Source organism: Parasaccharibacter sp. TMW2.1882 (genome assembly GCF_023337635.1).
Taxonomy (GTDB): Bacteria; Pseudomonadota; Alphaproteobacteria; order Acetobacterales; family Acetobacteraceae; genus Bombella; species Bombella apis.
Genome location: NZ_NWUT01000001.1, coordinates 542,596 through 564,607 on the forward strand (window position 1 = coordinate 542,596; position 22,012 = coordinate 564,607).

Genomic DNA, 22,012 nt, shown 5'->3' on the forward strand with positions numbered 1-22,012 from the left:
CAAGCACTCTCAGCGCAAGGCAGCCATTCCAAAACCCGTTTCCCTTGCAAAAGGCAAGAAAAAACAGGTTGCTGCACACAAGATTACAAATTGTTTCTTTTCAGAAACTTTCCGAGAACGCACGGAAAAGTGCCCTCAGGGCCAGCACCTCCCCGCCTGCGGGACGACCGGGCCGGGCCGTGTCATTCCACGCATAGGTATCCACATGCGCCCATCTCTGCCCTTCCGGAACGAAACGCTGGAGGAACAGGGCCGCCGTGATCGCCCCGGCCATCGGGCGGGATGACAGGTTGTTGCAGTCCGCAATGGAGCTGTCCATCCAGCCGTCATAATCTGCCCAGAGCGGCAGCTGCCAGAGCGGGTCGTGAGCTTCCCTGCCGGAGGCCAGGATATGGTCCGCCAGCTCCTCGTCATTGCTGAAAAGGGCAGGCAGGTCAGGCCCCAGAGCCACACGGGCGGCCCCCGTCAGCGTCGCCGCATCCAACAGGACGTCAGGCTGGCTCTCGGCAGCCTCTGCCAGAAGGTCTGCCAGAACGAGACGCCCCTCCGCATCCGTGTTGCCCACCTCGACACGCAGCCCCCTTCGGGTTGTCAGCACGTCCCCCGGGCGCATGGCATGGCCGGAGACGCTGTTCTCCACACAGCCGAGGCGGATTTCCAGCGCAATGTCAGTTCCGGCATCCAGCAGGGCACAGGCCAGTGCCAGCATCAGGGCAGCCCCGCCCATGTCCTTCTTCATCTTCGCCATGGAGGAGCCGGGCTTGATGTCATACCCGCCCGTATCGAAGCAGACGCCCTTCCCCACGAGGGACAGGCGGGGAGCATCCTTGCTCCGGCCATCCCGGCGGCCGATCACGACCACGGCTGGTCTGTCCGACCCGGCACCCACCGCCGCCAGACAGGGATAGGCTTTCTCCAGAGCCTCACCTTCCACCAGCTCAACCGCAACCTTCCGCTCCTCCAGCATCCTGCGGGCAGCAGTAGCCAGCTCCGCCGGTCCCATGAGATTGGCGGGCGTGTTGATAAGGTCCCGCCCCAGCCAGGCAGCCCGGGCCAGAATCCGGGCCTCTCTCCCAAGGCTGGCCGGAATGCAGAGTTTTGGCCCCGTCTTCTGGTCTTTGCCTCCCTCATGCTTCAGCGAATAATCATACGCCCCAAGGCAGAACCCCAGAACCAGCTCCTCCAGCATGGCGTCGTGAGCGGCGTCCTCCTGCCCTTCAGGCTGCGGCTGCCAGCATCCTTCCTTCAGATGGGCAGGCAGGGCACCATAAGGCATGGGGCCTCGCCCCTCCTCCACGCAGAACACGGCCCCGGCCACACCGGAACCACCCGGCAGGAAGGTGAACTGCCCCGCACACCCCTCGAAGCCCTGCTGCCGCAGGAAGGCCTCATGCTCCCCCAGCAGGTGGGCAAGGGTCGCCTCATCACCCGCCTTGACCAGATGGAGGGGGAGAGCCACCCCACCATCGCCAGAGGTACAGAGGGGCAAAAACGGAGCGTCAGACATATGGATACCGTCCCATCATCCAGAGCGTGACTCTGGCCTTCCTGAAAAACTGCATGGAATGTCTTGCTTTTATCCGATTCAGGCAAGATCATTCCAGCCATGACGGGACCACATCCAGCCTTTGCCCCAGCCACTTCCCGGCAATCGGGGGTGATCCATGCCGTACTTGGCCCCACCAACACCGGCAAGACCCATTACGCCCTGACCCGCATGATGGCGCACCAGAGCGGCATCATCGGCTTTCCCCTCCGCCTGCTGGCCCGGGAGAATTACGAGCGCCTCGTGAAGCTGAAAGGCGAGCGCCATGTCGCCCTGCTGACAGGGGAAGAAAAAATCATTCCACCGGGGGCCCGCTGGTTCTCCTGCACGGTGGAGGCCATGCCGCTGGACCGGAAGGTGGATTTTGTCGGCATTGACGAGATCCAGCTCGCCGCAGACCCGGACCGTGGCCACATCTTCACCGACCGGCTCCTCCATGCCCGTGGCAAGGGAGAAACGCTCTTTCTGGGGGCTGAGACCATCCGGGGGCTGCTCCGGCAGCTGGTTCCCGGCATCACGATCGAGACCCGGGAACGCCTCTCCCGGCTGACGAACATCGGGCCGGTCAACCTCACCCGTCTGCCACCACGCTCGGCCATCGTGGCCTTCTCCGCCACGGAGGTATATGCCATTGCCGAGGCCATCCGGCAGAAACGGGGTGGCTGTGCCATCATCATGGGCCGTCTCAGCCCCCGTACCCGCAATGCACAGGTCGCCCTCTACCAGAACCGGGATGTGGACTATCTCGTGGCTACCGACGCCATCGGAATGGGGCTGAACATGGATGTGGACCATGTCGCCCTCGCCGCCCTGCACAAGTTTGACGGCCAGAACTCCCGTGCCCTCACGCCGCAGGAAGTCGCCCAGATCACCGGTCGGGCTGGCCGGGGCATGAGGGATGGTACCTTCGGCACGACGGCCTCCTGCCCGCCCATGAGCCAGCAGCTCGTCAAGGCAGTGGAAGACCATGAGTTCGAGGCCATCAAGGCCGTCTACTGGCGGCAGACGGCTCTGGATTACACCTCGCCCGAGACGCTTCTCAACAGCCTGATGCGCAAGCCTCCCCGCCCCGGCCTGATCACCGGGCGTACGGCCTCCGATCTGGATGTCCTGACCGGCCTCATGCAGATGGACGACATCCGGGAGGTGGCCCGTGGCCACAGGGCAACGGAACTGCTCTGGGATGTCTGCCAGATTCCGGACTTCCGCAAGCTGGGCGATGGCAGCCATACACGCCTCTGTGCCCGCCTGTTCCTTGACCTCCTGAAACATCGCCGCATCCCTCCAGCGTGGATGGAAGGCCAGCTGAGAGGGCTGGACAGGCTAGATGGCGACATGGACACACTGATGCACCGGCTCTCCGGCGTACGGGTCTGCGCCTATGTGGCTGCCCGGACGGGCTGGATGCACCAGAGCCGCCAGTGGCAGGAACGCTGCCGTGCCGTGGAGGACCGCCTCTCCGACACGCTGCATGAACGGCTGAAGGAACGCTTCGTCAACAGGCGGGCCACCGCCCTGCTCCGCCGTCCTGAACCCGGGGCGGCCTCCGAGGCTCTCCATGCCGTCACCCCCCAGAACCGCATCATCGTGGAAGGGCACGAGGTCGGGCAGATTGTGGGCTTCACCATGCAGATCGACACGCCCGCCGACAGCCGGGAGGGTGACCTGCTGCGCCGGGCAGGCAGGCGTGCCCTGCGGCAGGCCATGCCCGCCCGGATACGCCATTTCCTCACACAGGACATCAGCCGGTTCACCCTGACCGATGACAGGCAGATTCACTGGGAAGGTGCCCCCATTGCCACCCTCGTGCGGGGCGATGACCTGTTTCACCCCCTCATCCAGCTTCTGCCCGGTGAGTTTCAGGACAACCACCAGAGCCGACAGGTACAGACCCATCTTCAGGCCCTGATGACGGAGCGGATCAGCACCGTTCTGGAATTCTTTTTCCGTCTGGAAGACAAGCTGCAGGACAGTCCCACCCTGCGTGGCCTCTATTACCGCCTGCGGGAGGATGGCGGCACCACCCCTACCCTGCCCGAAGACCGCACCCTTACCCCTGCCGAGAGAAAACGCCTGCACCGCAGCGGGGTTCGCATCGGCTGGCGGCAGGTCTACTGCCCGCAGCTGTTCCGCCCGGCCTGCCTGCCGATGATGGTCCTGCTGCACAACATCTGGCATGACCGCCAGCAGGCCACACCCGATGCCGCCCGAATCTGTCTCACAAGCGATGGCCATCCCATCCCCCCGCCGGGCTGGGAAAAGGCCGGCCCCGTGCATGTCCGTCTGGACAGGCTGGATGCCCTGCTCTCCATCCTTCGTCCCCACGGCAGGCAGCCCAGCCGCAATATCGTGGCTCCCGACACACTGGCTTCATCCCTCGGGATAAAGGCGACCCTGCTACCCGCCCTGCTCAAGAGCCTGAACATTCCCCATCATGCGCCGCAGCCGCTTTCGGCCGGGCAGTATGGCGTCGCCTCGCCCCTCATCATTCTGGGTCGGACGGGCCACAGGGACACACGGCCTTCCGGCCGCCAGAAAGGCACCGAACGGCGCAGGAACCGGCAACAGAAACCGTCTGCTGGCCGCAGGGAACAGAAAGCCGCCCAGAAGCAGGCCGACTCACCATTCGCAACCCTCCGGAACTGGTCATCTGGCAGATCATCATGATGGACGGACAGCGGCTTGATCTCTGGCTCTATTACACCCGCCTGGCCAAAACCCGTGGTCTCTGCGCCGCCTTCATCCGCAAGGGACGGGTTCGCATCAACGGGCAGCGGACCCACAAGACCCATGCCCGCCTCCGGTTGGGAGACATCGTCAGCTTCGCCTCTCCCCACCGTCAGGGGGAGGTCTGCGTATGGCGTGTCATGCAGCTGGGAGAGCGACGTGGTCCTGCCAGAGAGGCCGCCCTCCTTTATGAACAGATCGAGGAAAAGACGGCCAATTTCTGACAATAGGCTTGCAAAAGGCCCTCCGCTTTCGGCATATCAGTGCTGGAATCTTTGAAATGGGCCGTTTGGCTGGCCTGCAACACCAAACCGGAGACGGCAATAATGGCCTATGTGGTCACAGAAAACTGTGTTCGCTGCAAGTTCATGGACTGTGTGGAAGTCTGCCCCGTTGACTGCTTCTACGCTGGTGAGAACTTCCTCGTCATCAATCCTGATGAATGCATTGACTGCGGCGTGTGCGAGCCTGAGTGCCCGGCAGAAGCCATCTTCCCCGACAGTGATGCCCGTGCCGCTGACTGGATGGAGATCAATGCCAAATATTCAGCCATCTGGCCGAACATGAGCCAGAAGGGCACGCCCCCGGCCGACCGTGAGGAATGGAACGGCAAGGAAGGCAAGCGTGAGATGCTCTCCGAAGAGCCACACAAGGACTGACGCCAGCCTTCTTCCTGCTGGAACGGAGCAGAACCTCCGGGGGGAATTGTCCTTCCGGGGGTTTTTCTTTGCATGGCTGCCACGGCTGCATCACACATAAAAAAAACCGGTGGAGGTTTCCCCCCACCGGTTTCTTCATGTCGCTGACATGATGGGCCGGTCTATCAACCAGCCATCATGTTCGCCTGAGCGTCCCAGAGAACGAACAGATACCCGGCAACCACGATCAGGACCATCAGGGCCGTCACGATGAAAGCTGCCAGATTCTGCCGCTGGGAGAGGCTCTTCGTACCCATGTGCAGGAAGAAGATCAGATGGACGACCATCTGGACCGCAGCCAGCACACCGAGAATGGCAATCGTCTGCCAGAAGGAGAAGGCCTTGCTGAGAACAGTGGCAAAGGATGCCACTGTCAGGACCACGGCAAGGATGAACCCTACAATGTAGGAGCCATAGGAGCCGTGATTTTCACCTTCGTGCGATGTCGTATGATTCCCGCTCATTAGACAACACTCCCCAGGTAAACGAAGGAAAAGACGCAGATCCAGACGATGTCAAGGAAATGCCAGAACAGGCTCAGGCACGTCAGTTTCGTCTGCATCCGGGTGCTAAGCCCCTGTTTGCCCATGATCTGGAAGAACAGGACCAGCATCCAGATCAGACCGATCGTGACATGCAGCCCATGTGTCCCTACCAGCGTGAAGAAAGAAGACAGGAAGGCGGACTTGTCCGGCCCTGCGCCGTGAGCCACGAGCTCGTGGAACTCGTTGATCTCCAGAACGACGAAGGACACGCCGAGCACGAAGGTCAGCAGCAGCCAACCCAGCACGGCACCCTTGTTCTTCTTGTGGGCGTTGATGGAAGCAAAGCCGTAGGTGATGGAGGAGAAAAGCAGGATGGCTGTTTCGATCTCAACATTCTTGATATCGAACAGGTCCTTCCCCGTCGGCCCACCAGCAAAGTGATGGCAGAGTGTAGCAAAGACGGCAAACAGCGTGCCGAAAATGATACAGTCTGTCATCAGGTAGATCCAGAAACCAAAGATCGTGGTTTCCTGCTGATGATGCTCATGCTCATCGTGATGAGCAGAGGGCGCGTGCATTACGTCATAAGACATGGTTTTCATCGCCTCCCTTTACTCTGCTGCCTTGGCAGCGGCAAGCCGCCGGGCAAAAGCTTCTTCATCAGCACGGATCTCTTCCACGGTGACGTAGAAATCAACATCCAGGTTCGCACTGCGGTGAACGATGGTGAAGAAGGCTACGACCAGCCCTACGATCACAGCCCACCAGATGTGCCAGACCAGCGCAAAGCCGATCAGCAGCCCGCAGGCACCCAGCATCGGGCCAACCGCCGAATATTTCGGCATGTGGATCGGCTCCAGCTCGGAGACCGGTGCCGGGCGACCCAGCTCCTTCTCGATATGGAACGTATCCAGGCCACGGATGACCGGCAGACGTGCGAAGTTGTAGTGCGGAACCGGAGACGGAAGGGACCATTCCAGCGTACGGCCAGAACCCCAGTTGTCACCCGTCAGATCCAGAGCATCCGGCTTCTTGTTGACGGCGTCAAACGCAGCCAGCACGAACTGGATGACCTGGCAGGCCAGACCGGCAGCCAGAACGAACACGCCAACACAGGCCACGAGCAGCCAGGGGTGCCAGTTCGGGTTGTCGTAATGGTTCATACGACGGGTCATGCCCTCCAGACCAACAGCATAGAGCGGGATGAAGGAGAGGTAGAAACCGACGAACCAGAAACGGAACGCCCATTTACCCCAGACATCGCGCATCTTGTAGCCGAAAGCCTTCGGGAACCAGTAGCTCAGACCAGCCACGTAACCGAAGAACACACCACCAATAATCACGTTATGGAAGTGCGCCACCAGGAACAGGGAGTTGTGGATCACCCAGTCTGCTGCCGGCATGGCCATCATGACACCGGTCATACCACCGATGGAGAAGGTGATCATGAAGCCGACGATCCAGTGCATCGGACCTTCGAAGCGGACACGCCCCTTGTACATGGTGAAGAGCCAGTTGAATATCTTCACACCCGTCGGCACGGCGATGAACATCGTCATGATACCGAAGAAGGTGTTCACATCAGCACCAGCACCCATCGTGAAGAAGTGGTGAACCCACACGATGCTGCCCAGGAAGGTGATGATACCCGTTGCGATGACCATCGTGGCATAGCCGAAGAGCGGCTTGCCGGAGAAGGTCGCTGCAATTTCGGAGAACACACCGAAGGCAGGCAGGATGAGGATGTAAACTTCCGGATGACCCCAGGACCAGATCAGGTTCAGGTAGAGCATGACGCTACCGCCACCATCATTGGTAAAGAAGTGCATGCCGAGGTAACGATCCAGAGCCAGCAGAGCCATGGAAACCGTCAGAACCGGGAAGGTCGTCAGGATCATGATGCAGGCAAAGAAAGCCGTCCATGTGAAGACAGGAATGTGCATCCACTTCATGCCGGGGGCACGCAGCTTGATGATCGTCGTCAGGAAGTTCATCCCTGTCAGCAGAGTACCGATACCGGAGATCTGCACCGACCAGATGTAGTAATCCACACCGACGCCGGGATTGAACTGCAGTTCGGAGATCGGCGGGTAGCCGAGCCAGCCAACATTGGAGAACTCACCAATGAAGAGGGAGATGTTGATGAGAATGGCACTGACGAGCGTCATGTAGAAGCTGATCGAGTTGATCAGCGGGAACGCAACGTCGCGCGCACCAATCTGCAATGGCACCACGAAGTTGAACAGGGCCTGCATCATCACCATGGCCATGAAGAAGATCATGATCGTACCATGGGCCGAGAAGACCTGGTCATAATGGTGCGGAGGCAGATAACCGGGGTTACCTGCGTAGGCAAGGGCAAGCTGTGTACGCATCATCAGCGCATCGGCAAAGCCACGCACAAGCATGACGAGACCGAGAACAACATACATGATGGCGAGCTTCTTGTGGTCGACCGTGGTCAGCCACTCGCGCCACAGATAACCCCATTTTTTGAAATAGGTGACCGCCGCAAGAACGGCAATCCCGATTACAGCCACACCGATGAATGTACCGACAAGAATCGGCACATCATACGGTATGGACGAAAGGGTAAGTTTTCCGAGCATCTTTAGATCAGTCCTCACATGCCGGTATTGGAAGGTGCAGCCGTATGAGACTCAGCAGGCATGTCCATGGACTTGTCGCCCATGCTCGTGCCGTGGTTCTCATGGGTCATGCCGACATTGTATTTCGCAACAATGCTCTCAAACAGCCCAGACTGTACGTTGGAGAAATACACGACCGGAGCCGGCTTGGGTGCCTCATCATGCGGGGCAGCCGGTGCGGCGTGATATTTCAGGTACGTCTGTGCATCCAGGGCTTCCTTGGCTGCAAGCGGATTGTCGCCACTGCGTACATTCTGTACCCAGGCGTCAAACTGCTCCTGCGGCATGGCAATCGTGCGGAAGCGCATGTCGGAGAAGCCCGGCCCCGTGTACTGGGCGGCCTCACCCTGGAAGTTGCCCGGGCGGCTTGCCATCAGGTGGAGCTGTGTTTCCATCCCGGCCATGCTGTAGATCTGTGACCCCAGCTGCGGAATGAAGAACGATGTCATCACACTGTCAGACGTAATCCGGAAATCCAGAGGTGTCTTTGTGGGGACATCCAGCTCGTTGATGGTTGCAATCCCAAGGTCTGGGTAAATGAACAGCCACTTCCAGTCCAGGGAAACAACTTCCACATGGAGCGGCTTTGCATCAGGCGCACCAACTTTTACCTGCATCTCTTTGGAGATGGGCTTGTACGGGTCGTAATAATGCGTGCTCCAGTAATTGAAGACACTCAGAACAAGAATGATCAGAATGGGGACACCCCAGATGAACACTTCAATCTTGTTTGAATGTGACCAGTTCCGCAGATATTCCGCCTTCGTATTGGAAGCCCGGTATTTCCAGGCAAATACGAGTGTCGCAATAATCACCGGAACCACAACGCACATCATGACGGCCCATTCAAGCACCATCATGTCGCGATTACCTTCCCCGATCGGGCCGGCTGGCTGAAGAAGATCAACCGTACAGCCCGACAGCATCAATGCAGGCAACGCCGGGAAAAATCGCCAGAGTCTTTTCATGGATCCTGCCTCTATCTGTTGTTCCGCCATAAAAAGGCCGGAACACTTTCTGACACAGTCAGGACAGCGCGATCGCCACCGAACGTTGTCATCTTATATGTGCCTTTCCCGTTCGTATCCTGACAACAGAAGGGAACTCCCTCCGTACTCAATATGAAATATGGAGCCCTGAGACCCCAGTGCCGCCCACTTTATTCTTCCCGAATAACGGAGATTACAAGGGGGCAAGCCTCATAAAAAAAAGGAACCCCGTCGGTCTTTTTAAAAAAAGACCGGTTATCTGCCATTTCTGAGAAAACATCATATTTTCATCAAAAACAAGAAGATGATCGCTTAATTTTCCATTTTCCTTTCAACCGCAAAAAATCGCAACAAAAAAGGAGCCCGGAGGCTCCTCTTCCTGTCAGGACACTGACCCGACTCATCAGTGGATCAATCGCGCCCACCAGATCTTGTCCCTGTAAACTGCAGCAGGAACTGAAAGAGATTTACAAAATTCAGATACATCGTCAGGGCATCATAGATCCCCATCTTCCCCGTCTCTTCAGCCGGGAGGACAGACGCATACTGCTGATAGGAAAGCTTGATGCGCTGGGTGTCATAAGCTGTCAGCCCCGTGAACAGCAGCACCCCGATGAAAGATATGGCCACTGTCAGCCCATGGGCCGGGATGAACATGTTGACCAGAGAAGCGATCACCAGACCTATCAGCCCCATCGTCAGGAACGACCCCATCCCCATGAGGGACCGGTTCGTCACATACCCCCAGAGAGACATGACGCCATACAGGGAGGCGGCAATAAAGAATGTCCGGACAACAGAAGACCCTGTGTAGGCCAGAAGCAGCGATGCCATGCTGACGCCCATGGCCACGCTGAACAGCACAAACAGAAGCTGCACTGTCGAACGGGAGAGACGGTTCACACCAAAGGACAGCACCATGACAAAGGCCAGAGGGGCGAAAACACTCACCATCCCCAGTCCGGTCGGAGCCAGCGCAAAAGCATCCCCTCTCTGCACGACATGAAAGAACAGCGCCCGGAGCGACGTATGGACCACGGCATAGGCCGTCACCCCCGTTATCCCCAGAGCAAGAGCCATCCAGTTGTAGACACGCAGCATGTAAGCCCGCAGACCCGCATCAAAAGCGGCAGCCGCCTGTCCTCGTGTTGTCTCGTAATCGGAATGGAAAGCCATGATATCCACTTGCTGCGATAAGTCTTCAGGGGGGACTCACTGGGCCCGCCCCTATCGTTCCCGTAGAATGTGGGGTAGTTTCTTCCCAAGTCAAGAATTCAGGACAAGACCCTGACTTTCTTTTTGTTAATCTCCCTGATTTGCGGGAGGCCCCATGAATCTTTCCCTCGCCCTCACGCTGTCCCCCACCATACAGGCAGAACTTGGCCTGCTGCGTGGCAGTCTGGATGATGTCCGCTGGTCACCGGCAGAACAGTGTCTGATCCCCCTCCAGCCCCTTGGCCACCTAAACAGCCGCCACGAGATGGAGGAGCTGGACATGACCCTGTCCCACCTGCGATGGGAACCTTTCTCTCTGGCCCTCCATCAGGTCGGCCATCAGATGGGAGAGATGGAACACCGGCTGACAGTCAGCCTCACTCCGCAGGCCCCGCTGCTTGCCTTGCAGAAGCGGCTTGCCAGCACCCTCCGCCGCGCAGGCCTCTCCCTGCCCCGCCGTGCCGTCGTCCCGGAAGTGACCATTGCCTGGCTGGAACCGGCCTCCCCGACCGATCTCATCCCATGGATACAGCGGCACAACCTCTTTCACAGCTCTGAAATGACAGTAGACCACATCAGTCTGGTAGAGCATCTGCCTTCTGGCACCGGCCCCCATCTCCAGATTCTGGAAGCCTACCCGGCCCAGCCGGGGCTTGCCCTGCCGCACGTCAGCCCTCTTCTGACTGATGAGGAAAACGGGTTTTTCTAAAGGCCCAGCAGCAGCTTCAGGGCGTGATAATCTTCCGGCCGGCAGACAAGAAACCATCCCTCGTCGCCTTCAAGAGAAAAAAGACCAAGGCCGAAAGAGGCGTAGATGTCCGCCTGCCGTGCTCCCTGCTGAAGGACGGCCAGCTGGCACCCCTCCTGCACGGCGTAATCCCGCAGCCGCCAGACAGCACCACCCCGCTGTCCCCGTGCCCCCACGGCTCCGCCCAGACACAGGAGCACTGGCTCCGACAGCAGGAAAGGCTTCAGCCGGACCACCGCGCAGGCAGCCTTCCCTGTTGCATCCGACAACATGCCATCAGGCACGAAAAGGCGCTCACACGGCAGGGAAAGAGCCTCTGCTGAATCCTGAAGGCAGGCGTACTGCACCCGGGCATCCATGTTCCATGGGAGAAGATGCAGCCGTGCTTTCCTCAGGGCAAACCACAGCCCCAGCAGACAGCACACGGCCGCACCACCGAGAAACCAGCGCCCGACCGCCGTATGGGCATCATGAACCATAGAACGCCACCAGACATGCCCGAGATGCCGCTGACGGGCGATCCAGCTGACACCGGCCAACCCACACAGCCAGAGCGAGAATGGCGCCAGAACAAAAGGAGAAAACGGCTCTACCCGCCAGTAAGCCTGCCTGTAATAGGTCTTGCGGAATGGCAGCAAAACGAACAGCACGGCCAGCACGACAAGAAAAGCCACCCAATGGGCCTGCCTTACGGTCAGGATCAACAGCGTGATGGACAGAGCCCCGACAGAAAGCCGCCAGGCCAACGCCACCCGCTGGGACAGCCCCAGAGACAGGCCGACGAGCATCACCCCGATGAGGGTCAGCAGAAAAGCGGCGCCCTGAAGAAGGACCGCACTCCAGAAAGAATGGAACGGAGGCAATGGTGCCAGAAGGGCATAAACCACGATGACGATGCCCAGCACGGCCTGACTGCCCGTGGCAACGATCGTGGCGAAATCCGCTTCAGATGAACGCAGACTCTGGCTGTGCTCCACGGTCCTGCCAAACCGGGCCAGCAGAGGTGCCCCTTTTATGAACAGCTCATGCCCGGCAAACATGGCACCCGCCAGAAGCAGGGGAATGATGTAATAGAACAGGCGAAAAACCAGAATCCCTGCCATGATGTGCGGCACGGAAAACCACGGGGACAGCGCCAGCAGCATGGTGCTGTCGAACACTCCCAGCCCACCCGGAACATTGGCCAGCAGACCGGCCGTGTAAGCCCCGATATAGATGGCCAGAAACCCGCCAAATGTCAGGCCGCTCCCATTGGGCAGCGTATCCAGCACACACCAGGCGATCAGGGCGGTAGCAGACATGTCCGCCATGCTGGACAGGATCTGCCCCAGCCCGATCCGCCAGTCTGGAAACCGCAATGTCCACCTGCCAATATGCACTTCCTGCTTCCAGCAGGGCAGAAGCACATAGGCCAGCAGGACAGAGAAACAGGCTGCTCCCCCAAGATCAGTTACCCAGGGCGGCAGATGACGGACATAAGGAATAATGCCCGGCTGGGCCAGCAGGATGAACCCCACAAGCCCCAGCATCCCCAGCCAGTAGGTGACGGAACAGAACGCCACGATGGCCGCAATCTTGATCCCCGGCACACCCCAGTTACGATAGAGCCTGTAGCGCACAGCCGTGCCCGAAATGGCTGCGCACCCAAGATTATGGGACAGGACATAGGAACAGAACGCCACAAAGGCTGACCGCCGCCACGAAATGCCCGCCTGCACATGATGACAGGCCAGACCATCGTAGAAAGACAGGATGGCATAAGAAAGAATGGTTGCCCCGGCCCCCTTCCACAAGGCGGCGGCAGGAATGGCATGAAGCCCCGCCATCACCTGCTGGAGGGACAGATGCTGAAGCTCCCGCCAGATCACCAGCCCCGCAAAAATGAGCAGGACCAGCCCCACCATGGCCGGCAGACGCGTCAGAAAACGCCGCAGCCGTCCGTCAGCAAGTGACGGAGAGGCATCCGCACCATCTGGCATACCGGAGGGAGCCGTCATGCCTCAGCCTCTGGTTTCCTCCGTTGCCCCGGCAGGCTCAACAGGACGTGCCAGAGCCTCATCAATGAGGGCAACAGTCTCCTTCAGGCCAAACAAAGCCGCAAAAATGCCGAAGCGGGGGCCCTCTTTCTGCCCCAGCAGCACCTCATACAGGCACCCGAACCAGGACCGCAGCTCCGGCTTGGCAAAGTAACGCTTGCCGACCTCAAATACGACATTCTGCACATCATCCGGGGTCGCATTGTCCGGCACCGTCTTCAGCGTTGCTGCGAGGTCTTCCAGACCTTTGCGCTCTGTCTCCGTCGGAGCACGGAACACCTTGGTCGGACGGACACGCTCATTGAAGTAATCCAGAGCGTGCTGCACCAGCCGTGCCACATAAGGATGTGTCTCTGGCGACAGGCTGGAATCATAACGCCGCAGGAACTTCCAGAGTGTCTCCACTTCCCTGGCATTGGCCACACTGGCCAGATTCAGCAGGGCTGTGAAGGAAACCGGGCTGGTATCCTGCGGGCGCAGTTTCCCTTCATGGATGAACCATACCGGGTTGGAAAGGAACTCCTCTGCGCTCTGCTGCTCACCCTTCTGCACGAGGGCCAGATATTCATCCGTGGCTCTGGGGATCATGTCCGTATAGAGCCTTTTGGCACGGGTCGGCTGCTGGAACATGTAATGAGCCAGACTCTCCGACGGGCCGTACCGCAGCCATTCCTCCACGGAGAGGCCATTTCCCTTGGACTTGCTGATCTTCTGCCCATTGGCATCGAGGAACAGCTCATAGGTCAGGTTCAGCGGTGGCTCACTGCCAAGAATGCGGCATATCCTGGAGGAAAGCTTCACGCTGTCGATGAGGTCCTTGCCGGACATCTCATAATCGACACCCAGAGCATACCAGCGCATGGCCCAGTCGGCCTTCCACTGCATCTTGGCCTGTCCGCCATAGACGGATGTCTCAAAGCTCTTCCCGTCCTCGTCCTTCCAGACGACTGTCCCGGCTTCCGGGTTCACGCTGATGATGGGCACCTGCATGACACGGCCCGTCTCGGGATGGATCGGCAGCACGGGGGAATAGGTCGCCCGCCGTTCCTTGCCCAGCGTGGGAGCGATCACCTCGATGATGCGGTCATGCTCTTCCAGAACACGCTTCAGCGCCGCATCGAAGATGCCGGACGTGTAGTAATCGGTTGCAGAAGCAAATTCATAATCGAACCCGAACGCATCAAGGAACTGGCGCAGGCGGGCATTGTTGTGCGCCGCAAAACTCTCATGCGTGCCAAACGGATCGGGAATACGGGAGAGCGGCAGGCCAAGATGCTCAGCCAGCATCTCCTGCTGGGGGACATTGCCCGGCACCTTGCGCAGGGCATCCATGTCATCAGAAAAGGCCAGAAGACGGGTCTGGCGACCTGTCAGCTTCTCAAAAGCCTGCCGAACCCATGTCGTCCGGGCCACTTCGCCAAACGTACCGATATGCGGCAGGCCGGAAGGCCCGTAGCCTGTCTCCATCAGAACCGGTTTGCTGGGGTCCCTGTCTGCCACACGGGCGGCCAGTTTACGGGCTTCCTCAAACGGCCAGAGCTTGGGGAAAGACGAATCATTCTGGGGAGAAGGCGTTTTGTTCTGCATAAGACTACGTTAATTATGAACCCTCCCCCCTCTGGTCAAGTATGCAGGCGGGGCGTGCACTGCTTTCCCCTCGCAGAAGGGGGACTTCCTGTGTATGAGTTGGAGCATGCCCAGCCTGTTCCGCTCCTACCTTGATGCGCCAGCCCTGATCGCACGACATGGCCTCTCCTCCCTCATCACGCCTGATGGTGAGGTGCTGGACATCCCCCTTGCCGAAGTCCGGGACATGCTCCGCCAGCTGCCGCCGCCGCTGCTCATCCACGGGCCTGCCACGCTCCGTCTGCTGGCACTGCCCCCGGAACCTCTTCCCGCTCCCTGGCTGGACCTGCTGGAACTCTTCCTTCTCGTCCATCCGGCCCGGAGCGTGACCCCGACAGCCCGTGGCCTCGCCCTGGAGCTGGGCCTTGCAGAACCGACGGATACAGCTCCCCTACAGGCCGACAGTCTCTACCGTATTGCCCAGCACCTTCTGGATGAGCTGTCAGGACAGCCTTCCCAGAAAATCGCCACGCTCCACCTTCTGCTGCCCACTCTGGACCAGGCCGGATGGAGCTGGCACGACATCGTGAAAGAGGCCCTGCCTCCTCCCTCTGCATCTTCGGGACGATCCAGAGAAATTGATGCCCTGAAAATATGGCGGCGCCTGCCCCAGTGGGAGGAGCGTGCGCCCCGTCCCCCTGCTGGCAGCCAGCCAGTCAGCCAGCAGGAAGCCCGCAGGCGTCTTTCCGCCCTGCTGGGCAGGCATGCAGAACCCCGCCCCGGTCAGGCCGATTTTGCCTCGGCCACCAGCTACGCCTTCACCCCCCGGGATGTCGCCAATGCCCCCAACATCATGCTGGCTGAGGCGGGTACCGGCACGGGCAAGACAATGGGCTACATCGCCCCGGCCAGCCTCTGGGCCGAAAAGAATGACGGAGCTGTCTGGGTCAGTACCTATACCCGCCATCTGCAACGGCAGATCGAACAGGAACTGACCCGTCTTTACCCCGATCCGACAGAACGGCATGAGCTTGCCGTCATCCGCAAGGGGCGGGAAAACTATCTCTGCCTCCTGAACCTGGAAGATATCACCACCGCCCTTCTCAACCGCCAGCCACAGGCGCAGCCTGGCCTCATCCCGCTGGTCTTTCTCGCTCTCTGGGCCGAGACCACGGAAGATGGCGACCTGATGGGGGGCGACCTTCCCGGCTGGTTCGGGGACCTGTTCCAGCCCGGGCTGCTGAACATGATTGCCGACCGGCGGGGCGAGTGCATCCATTCCGCCTGCCCGCATTATCAGAGCTGCTTCATCGAGCATGGCATACGCCGTGCACAACATGCCCGGTTCGTCATCGCCAACCATGCGCTCGTCCTGTCCCAGGCAGCGTGGAACGCCATGCTGCCGCAGGACATGGCACCCGGCAATCTGGCAGACGAAAATGGCGTCCCCACCCGTTATGTCTTTGATGAAGGCCATCACATCCCTGATGCAGCAGACAGTGCCTTCTCTCTGGTCTTCTCCGGGCTGGAAGCAGCCGACCTGCGCCGCTGGATACTCGGGGCTGAGGGGAGCCGCTCCCGTGCCCGTGGCCTGATGCGCCGCATGGAAGACCTGATGGAGCGCCTGCCAGCCCTCAAGGATGCCCTTCAGGAGCTTGTCCTTGCCACACAGAAAGGCCTGCCACGCCCCGGCTGGAGCGGACGCCTGCACGAGGCCCGGCAGGCCCGCATGGCCCCGCCGCCACCAGACGTCCCCCCGCTGGAAGACAGGCCTGCCACCCCGCCTGATGACGATGAGGAAGACCCTTTCCCCCTCGCCATGGTCGAGGAAGCGTCCCTCCCCCAACCGGCCGAGGCGTTCCTCCAGATGCTGGACATGCATCTGGATGCCCGCATAGCGGAAATACAGATGCAGACCCGCGGCCAGCAGGGCCATTATCCTCGCCAGGAATGCGACCTGCACCCCATACCCGCCCCGCTGCGTGAGCACGCCGAAACCCTGCTCACGGCCCTTCAGGACATCGTCACCCCGCTGGACCGGATCATCCGGCACCTTCAGGAAGCTCTGGAAGCGCAGGAGGAAGACCCCGATACAGCCTTCCAGCAACGGCTGGAGGGAACCATACGCAGCCTGCATCGCCGTGCCCTCTCCCGCCTTCAAGGGTGGATCAGCATGGTACGGGCCATCATGGAGCAACCCGTTGCCCAGACAAGCCTGCCGACCTATGTGGACTTCATCCACCGGGAGCCTTTACCCCCCACACGGCTCCTCCAGGGAGGACACGACATTGCCCTGAACCGCCACTGGCTGGACCCGACCATTCCCTTCGCCAGCACCCTGCAAAGCACCACGCACGGGCTGCTCATCACCTCCGCCACCCTGCGGGACCGCAGCCCGGATGAAGACGGGGAAGCCGGATGGGAAAAGGCTGAGCGACGACTGGGCACGGCGCATTTCCTCAAGCCCCCCATGCGGGCTGCCCTGATGAGTCCCTTCGACTATGCCCACCAGACACGGGCCTACATCATCACGGATGTCTCACGGGACCCGGCAGCACAGGCGCAGGCCTTTCAGGCTCTTTTTGAAACCGCCAATGGAGGAGCTCTGGGGCTTTTCACAGCCATTCAACGGCTGAAAGAGGTCCACCGCCGCATCCATGAGCCGCTGGGGATGAAGAACATCCCCCTCTACGCCCAGCATGTGGACGCCATGAACAACCCCACGCTGGTGGATGTCTTCCGTACCGAGACGAACAGCTGCCTGCTGGGCACGGATGCCATGCGTGATGGCGTGGATGTCCCTGGAGAGGCCCTCCGCATGGTGGTGATGGAACGTACCCCCTGGCCCCGGCCCGACATTCTTCACCGGGAACGCCGCCGCCATCTTTCCGGCGGCAGGCCGGGCGATTATGACGACCTCATCACCCGGATGCGCCTGCGTCAGGCCTTCGGGCGCCTCATCCGCCGGGCTGATGACCGGGGCGTGTTCATCATTCTGGACAGCCGGATGCCGTCCCGCCTTCTCTCCGCCTTCCCTGATGGCGTACCTGTCCAGCGTCTACCGCTGAGCGAAGCACTGACAGACATTGACGGCTTCCTGAACAGGTAAAACACAAAAAAGCCCCGCTCCCGAAAGAGCGAGGCTTTTCTTTCTGCCTGTACGGGACAGGAGGCCATCCCGGCCAGAGTGACCGGGATGGGGAAGGATGAGCGATCAGAAGCCGCCCATACCACCCATGCCACCCATTCCGCCCATGCCACCCATACCGGCACCAGCAGCATCGTCGGACTTCTTCTCCGGACGCTCGGCAACCATGGCTTCGGTGGTGATCAGCAGGCCAGCCACGGAGGCTGCATCCTGAAGGGCCGTGCGGACGACCTTGGTCGGGTCAATGATACCGGCAGCCACGAGGTCCTTGTACTCACCCTTCTGGGCGTCAAAGCCTTCGTTATAGTTGCTCAGTTCCAGCACCTTGCCAGCAATCACGGCACCATCTTCACCAGCATTGTGGGCAATCTGGCGCAGCGGAGCCTGAAGAGCCTTGCGAACGATCTGGGCACCAGCACGCTGGTCGTCATTCTCGAAGGTCAGGTCATCGAACAGCAGGCTTGCACGGGCCAGAGCCGTACCACCACCCGGGACGATACCTTCCTCAACAGCCGCACGGGTTGCGTGCAGGGCATCATCAACGCGGTCCTTGCGCTCCTTCACCTCGACCTCGGTGCTACCACCGACGCGGATGACGGCAACGCCACCAGCCAGCTTGGCCAGACGCTCCTGGAGCTTCTCACGGTCATAGTCGGATGTCGTGGCTTCGATCTGGGAGCGGATCTGGGCGCAACGGCCCTTGATGCCCTCGGCAGCACCGGCACCCTCGACGATGGTGGTGTTCTCCTTGTCGATATGCACCTTCTTGGCCGTGCCAAGCATGTCCAGCGTGACGGATTCCAGCTTGATGCCGATATCCTCGGAGACGACCTGACCACCGGTCACGATGGCGATGTCTTCCAGCATGGCCTTGCGACGGTCACCGAAGCCCGGAGCCTTCACGGCAGCGATCTTCAGGCCACCACGCAGCTTGTTGACGACCAGCGTGGCCAGAGCCTCACCATCGACTTCCTCGGCGATGATCAGCAGCGGGCGGCCAGACTGCACGACGCTTTCCAGCAGCGGCAACATTGGCTGGAGAGAAGAGATCTTCTTCTCATGGATCAGGATGTAGGGGTTTTCCAGATCAGCCGTCATCTTCTCCGTGTTCGTCACGAAGTACGGGGAGATGTAGCCACGGTCAAACTGCATGCCTTCCACGACATCCAGCTCGGTGTGCAGGCCCTTGGCCTCTTCCACCGTGATGACACCCTCGTGACCGACCTTCTCCATGGCTTCGGAGATCATCTTGCCGACTTCGGACTCGCCGTTGGCAGAGATCGTGCCAACTTGGGAAATCTCATCCTGGGAGGAGATCTTCTTGGTGCGGGTCTTCAGCTCTTCCACAACACGCAGCACGGCCTTGTCGATGCCACGCTTCAGGTCCATCGGGTTCATGCCGGCGGCGACAGCCTTGGCACCCTCACGGATGATGGCCTGGGCCAGAACGGTAGCGGTCGTGGTGCCGTCACCAGCCACATCGTTGGTCTTGGAGGACACTTCACGCACCATCTGTGCGCCCATGTTCTCGAACTTGTCGGCCAGCTCGATCTCCTTGGCGACGGAAACGCCGTCCTTGGTGATGCGGGGGGCACCGTAGCTCTTGTCCAGAACGACATTGCGGCCCTTCGGACCGAGCGTCACCTTCACGGCATTGGCAAGAATATCAACACCACGGAGCATGCGCTCACGGGCATCAGCACCAAATTTCACGTCTTTAGCAGCCATAACACCTAATTCCTTCAAAGATGGTCAGAGAGAAAAATGTCCGGGAATGTGGCCTCAGCCGACGATGCCCAGAATGTCGCTCTCTTTCATGATCAGCAGGTCTTCACCGCCGATCTTCACCTCGGTACCGGACCACTTGCCAAACAGGACACGGTCGCCAGCCTTGACATCCAGCGGCACGACCTGACCCTGCTCATTGCGGGCACCGGACCCAACGGCCAGGACCTCGCCTTCCATCGGCTTTTCCTTGGCTGTTTCAGGAATGATGATGCCACCGGCGGTTTTTTCTTCACCGTCCAGACGGCGGACCACTACACGGTCGTGAAGGGGACGAAACTTCGTCATGGATCACTCCATTTTAGGCTGGCCCTTCCATAAAGCAGCGCAGCCGGGTTATTGCGCTCATCCTAGCAGCGCACCAGTAAACTCCCCGATCAAACGGGGCGAATGAGAGATAGTGACGCCCCCCTGTAGCGTCAAGAACTCCCCTCCGAGGCACCGGAGATTTTTTAATCGTTCTTACTTTCAAACAAACATTCATGGACAGGCGCATCCTGTCATGAGCCACACCGTTTCATTCCCTCTTGCTCCTGACCACGAAGAGGTGAAAACTTCTCTTTTCCATTCCCTGAAAAGGGGCGTCTTTACAGGATCAGGAGAGGCCATCATGGACCTGCATCTGCAAGAACGAACAGCCATCATCATGGGAGGAAGCCGGGGGCTGGGACTGGGCATTGCCCGATCCCTGGCACGGGAAGGCGTCCGCCCCTGTCTGCTGGCCCGTGATGAAAACAGACTGCGGCAGGCCGCTCATGATCTGGCAGCCGATACCGGCATCACCCCGCACTGGCATGCCGTGGATTTCTCGTCACCAGACAGCGTACAGACCTGCCTGACAGCCCTCCAGAATATCATGCCGGAGACGGACATCATCATCGGCAATGGCGGCGGACCGCCCCTGGAGCCTGCCACGGCCTGCGATCCGGCACTTTGGCAGAAAGAAACCGCCACGATGCTTCTGCCTGTCATGCAGCTTGTCGGCCAGTATCTGCCGGGCATGAGGCAACGACAGTTCGGCCGGATCATCATGGTGTCCTCCACCAGTATCGTGGAGCCCATTCCCAACCTCGTTCTCTCCAGCGCACTCCGCTCCGCACTGGCCAGCTGGGGCAAAACCCTCGCCCGGGAGGTCGCCCATGATGGCGTGACGGTCAATACGCTGCTGCCCGGCCGCTTCGAGACGGACCGCGTCGCCACCCTGAACAGAATACGGGCTGAAAAGGCTGGTATTCCGCTCGAAGAGTTCCGCAGGCAGAAAGAAAACGGCGTGCCCGCAGGCCGCTACGGCCAACCCGAAGAGCTGGGGCACATGGCCGCCTTTCTGGCCAGCCCTCTGGCGGCCTACATTACCGGGACCCGCATCCCGGTTGACGGGGGCCTGCTTCACGGTTTCTGAAGGCCCTGCATGCAGAAAGACCTCCCCGCCATCCGGCAGGGAGGCCCTCCCTTCACAAAGCCATCAGGCTGGCGCTCAGCTGAACAGCACACGCCCCGCAACAGCGTCCAGACGGGCCAGAACGGAGAAGTCTCTGGCTTCCGGCGGCGTGATGATGGCATTGTCCAGCGCACGCTCGGCTGCACCGGTACCGGTGCAGATGGGGCGGGCCTTGCCAAGGGCCGGAATGGCCCGGCGAACAAGCTCCCGGGCATGTTTGGAGTTGCTCTTCATGGTACGGACGACAGCATCCACCGTGACGTGCTCATGCTCTTCGTGCCAGCAGTCATAATCGGTCACCATGGCAACGGTGGCATAGTTCATTTCTGCCTCACGGGCCAGACGGGCCTCCGGCATGTTCGTCATGCCGATGACCGACGCCCCCCAGGAACGATAAAGCTCGCTCTCGGCCCGGGTGGAAAACTGCGGCCCCTCGATCACGACATAGCTGCCGCCCCGTGTAACCGTGATACCCAGCTTTTCGGCCTCATCAGCCAGCGTGGTGGCCATGCGGGCGGAAACCGGCTCACCCATGCTGACATGGGCCACACAGCCTTCCTCAAAAAAGGTCCGGGGGCGCCCCTGTGTCAGGTCAATGAACTGATCCACCAGCACAAAATGGCCCGGAGCCAGCTCTTCCTTCAGAGACCCCACGGCAGAGAGAGAGATGATGTCCGTCACACCGGCCCGCTTGAGGGCATCAATGTTCGCACGGTAATTCAGACGTGAGGGCGGAATGGGATGCCCACGGCCATGACGGGGCAGAAACACGCAGCGCACCCCCTCCAGCGTGCCAAAGAGGAGCTCATCGGAAGGAGCGCCCCAAGGGGATTCACAACGCCGCCACTCCCGGTTTTCCAGCCCGTCAATCTCATAAAGGCCTGAGCCCCCGATGACACCAATGACAGGTTCGATCATCTTGTCTGCAACCATAAATCCTCACTCCATCCTGCCTCGACCCGGTCGCCGCTCGCAGGGCACAC

The 22,012-nt window shown here is 60.1% G+C and carries 17 protein-coding genes; 6 read left to right on the plus strand and 11 right to left on the minus strand.

The window, feature by feature from the left end; genetic code table 11:
* Positions 1-100 precede the first annotated feature (100 nt).
* A complete protein-coding gene (locus CO583_RS02610; protein WP_248630430.1) occupies positions 101-1,507 on the minus strand; it encodes a M17 family metallopeptidase in 1,407 nt (468 codons plus the stop codon).
* Positions 1,508-1,606: 99 nt separating this feature from the next.
* Between CO583_RS02610 and CO583_RS02615 the strand changes: the two genes are divergently transcribed.
* From CO583_RS02615 to fdxA, 3 genes are all read left to right on the plus strand, one after another.
* A complete protein-coding gene (locus tag CO583_RS02615) occupies positions 1,607-4,213 on the plus strand; it encodes a helicase-related protein (protein WP_249103116.1) in 2,607 nt (868 codons plus the stop codon).
* Positions 4,210-4,497: an RNA-binding S4 domain-containing protein gene (locus CO583_RS02620; protein ID WP_282579629.1), complete on the plus strand. Its 288-nt coding sequence runs from the start codon at positions 4,210-4,212 to the stop codon at positions 4,495-4,497. The genes CO583_RS02615 and CO583_RS02620 overlap by 4 nt, the downstream gene beginning before the upstream one ends.
* A gap of 102 nt (positions 4,498-4,599) precedes the next feature.
* Positions 4,600-4,932, plus strand: a complete 333-nt coding sequence (gene fdxA, locus CO583_RS02625) for a ferredoxin FdxA (protein WP_043561359.1) — start codon at positions 4,600-4,602, stop codon at positions 4,930-4,932.
* A 164-nt stretch (positions 4,933-5,096) separates the two neighbouring features.
* Here the strand turns inward: fdxA and cyoD are convergent, their stop codons facing one another.
* The 5 genes from cyoD to CO583_RS02650 form a co-directional block, all read right to left on the minus strand.
* A complete protein-coding gene (gene cyoD, locus CO583_RS02630; protein WP_043560511.1) occupies positions 5,097-5,435 on the minus strand; it encodes a cytochrome o ubiquinol oxidase subunit IV in 339 nt (112 codons plus the stop codon).
* Positions 5,435-6,049 carry a cytochrome o ubiquinol oxidase subunit III gene (gene cyoC, locus CO583_RS02635; protein WP_043561362.1) on the minus strand — a complete coding sequence of 205 codons (615 nt, stop codon included), beginning with the start codon at positions 6,047-6,049 and terminating at the stop codon, positions 5,435-5,437. The genes cyoD and cyoC overlap by 1 nt, the downstream gene beginning before the upstream one ends.
* 18 nt (positions 6,050-6,067) lie before the next feature.
* A complete protein-coding gene (locus CO583_RS02640; protein WP_043560513.1) occupies positions 6,068-8,065 on the minus strand; it encodes a cbb3-type cytochrome c oxidase subunit I in 1,998 nt (665 codons plus the stop codon).
* A 14-nt stretch (positions 8,066-8,079) separates the two neighbouring features.
* Positions 8,080-9,072 (minus strand): ubiquinol oxidase subunit II, encoded by a 993-nt coding sequence (cyoA, locus tag CO583_RS02645; protein WP_249103118.1) that lies wholly within the window; start codon positions 9,070-9,072, stop codon positions 8,080-8,082.
* A gap of 432 nt (positions 9,073-9,504) precedes the next feature.
* Positions 9,505-10,269, minus strand: a complete 765-nt coding sequence (locus CO583_RS02650) for a Bax inhibitor-1/YccA family protein (protein ID WP_043560517.1) — start codon at positions 10,267-10,269, stop codon at positions 9,505-9,507.
* A gap of 154 nt (positions 10,270-10,423) precedes the next feature.
* Here CO583_RS02650 and CO583_RS02655 point away from each other — a divergent pair, with 154 nt between their 5' ends.
* Positions 10,424-11,017: a 2'-5' RNA ligase family protein gene (locus tag CO583_RS02655; RefSeq protein ID WP_248630428.1), complete on the plus strand. Its 594-nt coding sequence runs from the start codon at positions 10,424-10,426 to the stop codon at positions 11,015-11,017.
* Here the strand turns inward: CO583_RS02655 and CO583_RS02660 are convergent.
* Complete coding sequence (locus CO583_RS02660; RefSeq protein WP_232317218.1) at positions 11,014-13,053, minus strand: lysylphosphatidylglycerol synthase domain-containing protein; 2,040 nt, start codon at positions 13,051-13,053, stop codon at positions 11,014-11,016. The genes CO583_RS02655 and CO583_RS02660 overlap by 4 nt on opposite strands.
* A 3-nt stretch (positions 13,054-13,056) precedes the next feature.
* The gene (locus CO583_RS02665; RefSeq protein WP_248630427.1) at positions 13,057-14,679 is read right to left on the minus strand and encodes a lysine--tRNA ligase; all 1,623 of its coding nucleotides are present in this window, start codon (positions 14,677-14,679) and stop codon (positions 13,057-13,059) included.
* Positions 14,680-14,785: 106 nt separating this feature from the next.
* On the opposite strand from CO583_RS02665, the gene CO583_RS02670 reads away from it, so the two are divergent.
* On the plus strand, positions 14,786-17,767 hold the full coding sequence (locus CO583_RS02670; RefSeq protein ID WP_408902081.1) for an ATP-dependent DNA helicase: 2,982 nt from the start codon (positions 14,786-14,788) through the stop codon (positions 17,765-17,767).
* 105 nt (positions 17,768-17,872) lie between these two features.
* Here CO583_RS02670 and groL read toward each other — a convergent pair whose 3' ends face one another.
* Together groL and groES are read right to left on the minus strand one after the other, a co-directional pair.
* Positions 17,873-19,534 carry a chaperonin GroEL gene (gene groL / locus CO583_RS02675; RefSeq protein WP_043560525.1) on the minus strand — a complete coding sequence of 554 codons (1,662 nt, stop codon included), beginning with the start codon at positions 19,532-19,534 and terminating at the stop codon, positions 17,873-17,875.
* 54 nt (positions 19,535-19,588) lie between these two features.
* Positions 19,589-19,879 carry a co-chaperone GroES gene (gene groES / locus CO583_RS02680; protein ID WP_043560528.1) on the minus strand — a complete coding sequence of 97 codons (291 nt, stop codon included), beginning with the start codon at positions 19,877-19,879 and terminating at the stop codon, positions 19,589-19,591.
* Between the two features lie 322 nt (positions 19,880-20,201).
* Here groES and CO583_RS02685 point away from each other — a divergent pair, with 322 nt between their 5' ends.
* The gene (locus CO583_RS02685) at positions 20,202-20,990 is read left to right on the plus strand and encodes an SDR family oxidoreductase (RefSeq protein WP_249103119.1); all 789 of its coding nucleotides are present in this window, start codon (positions 20,202-20,204) and stop codon (positions 20,988-20,990) included.
* Positions 20,991-21,065: 75 nt separating this feature from the next.
* On the opposite strand, the gene CO583_RS02690 is transcribed toward CO583_RS02685, so the two are convergent.
* A complete protein-coding gene (locus tag CO583_RS02690) occupies positions 21,066-21,962 on the minus strand; it encodes an S-methyl-5'-thioadenosine phosphorylase (RefSeq protein ID WP_043560531.1) in 897 nt (298 codons plus the stop codon).
* Positions 21,963-22,012 lie beyond the last annotated feature (50 nt).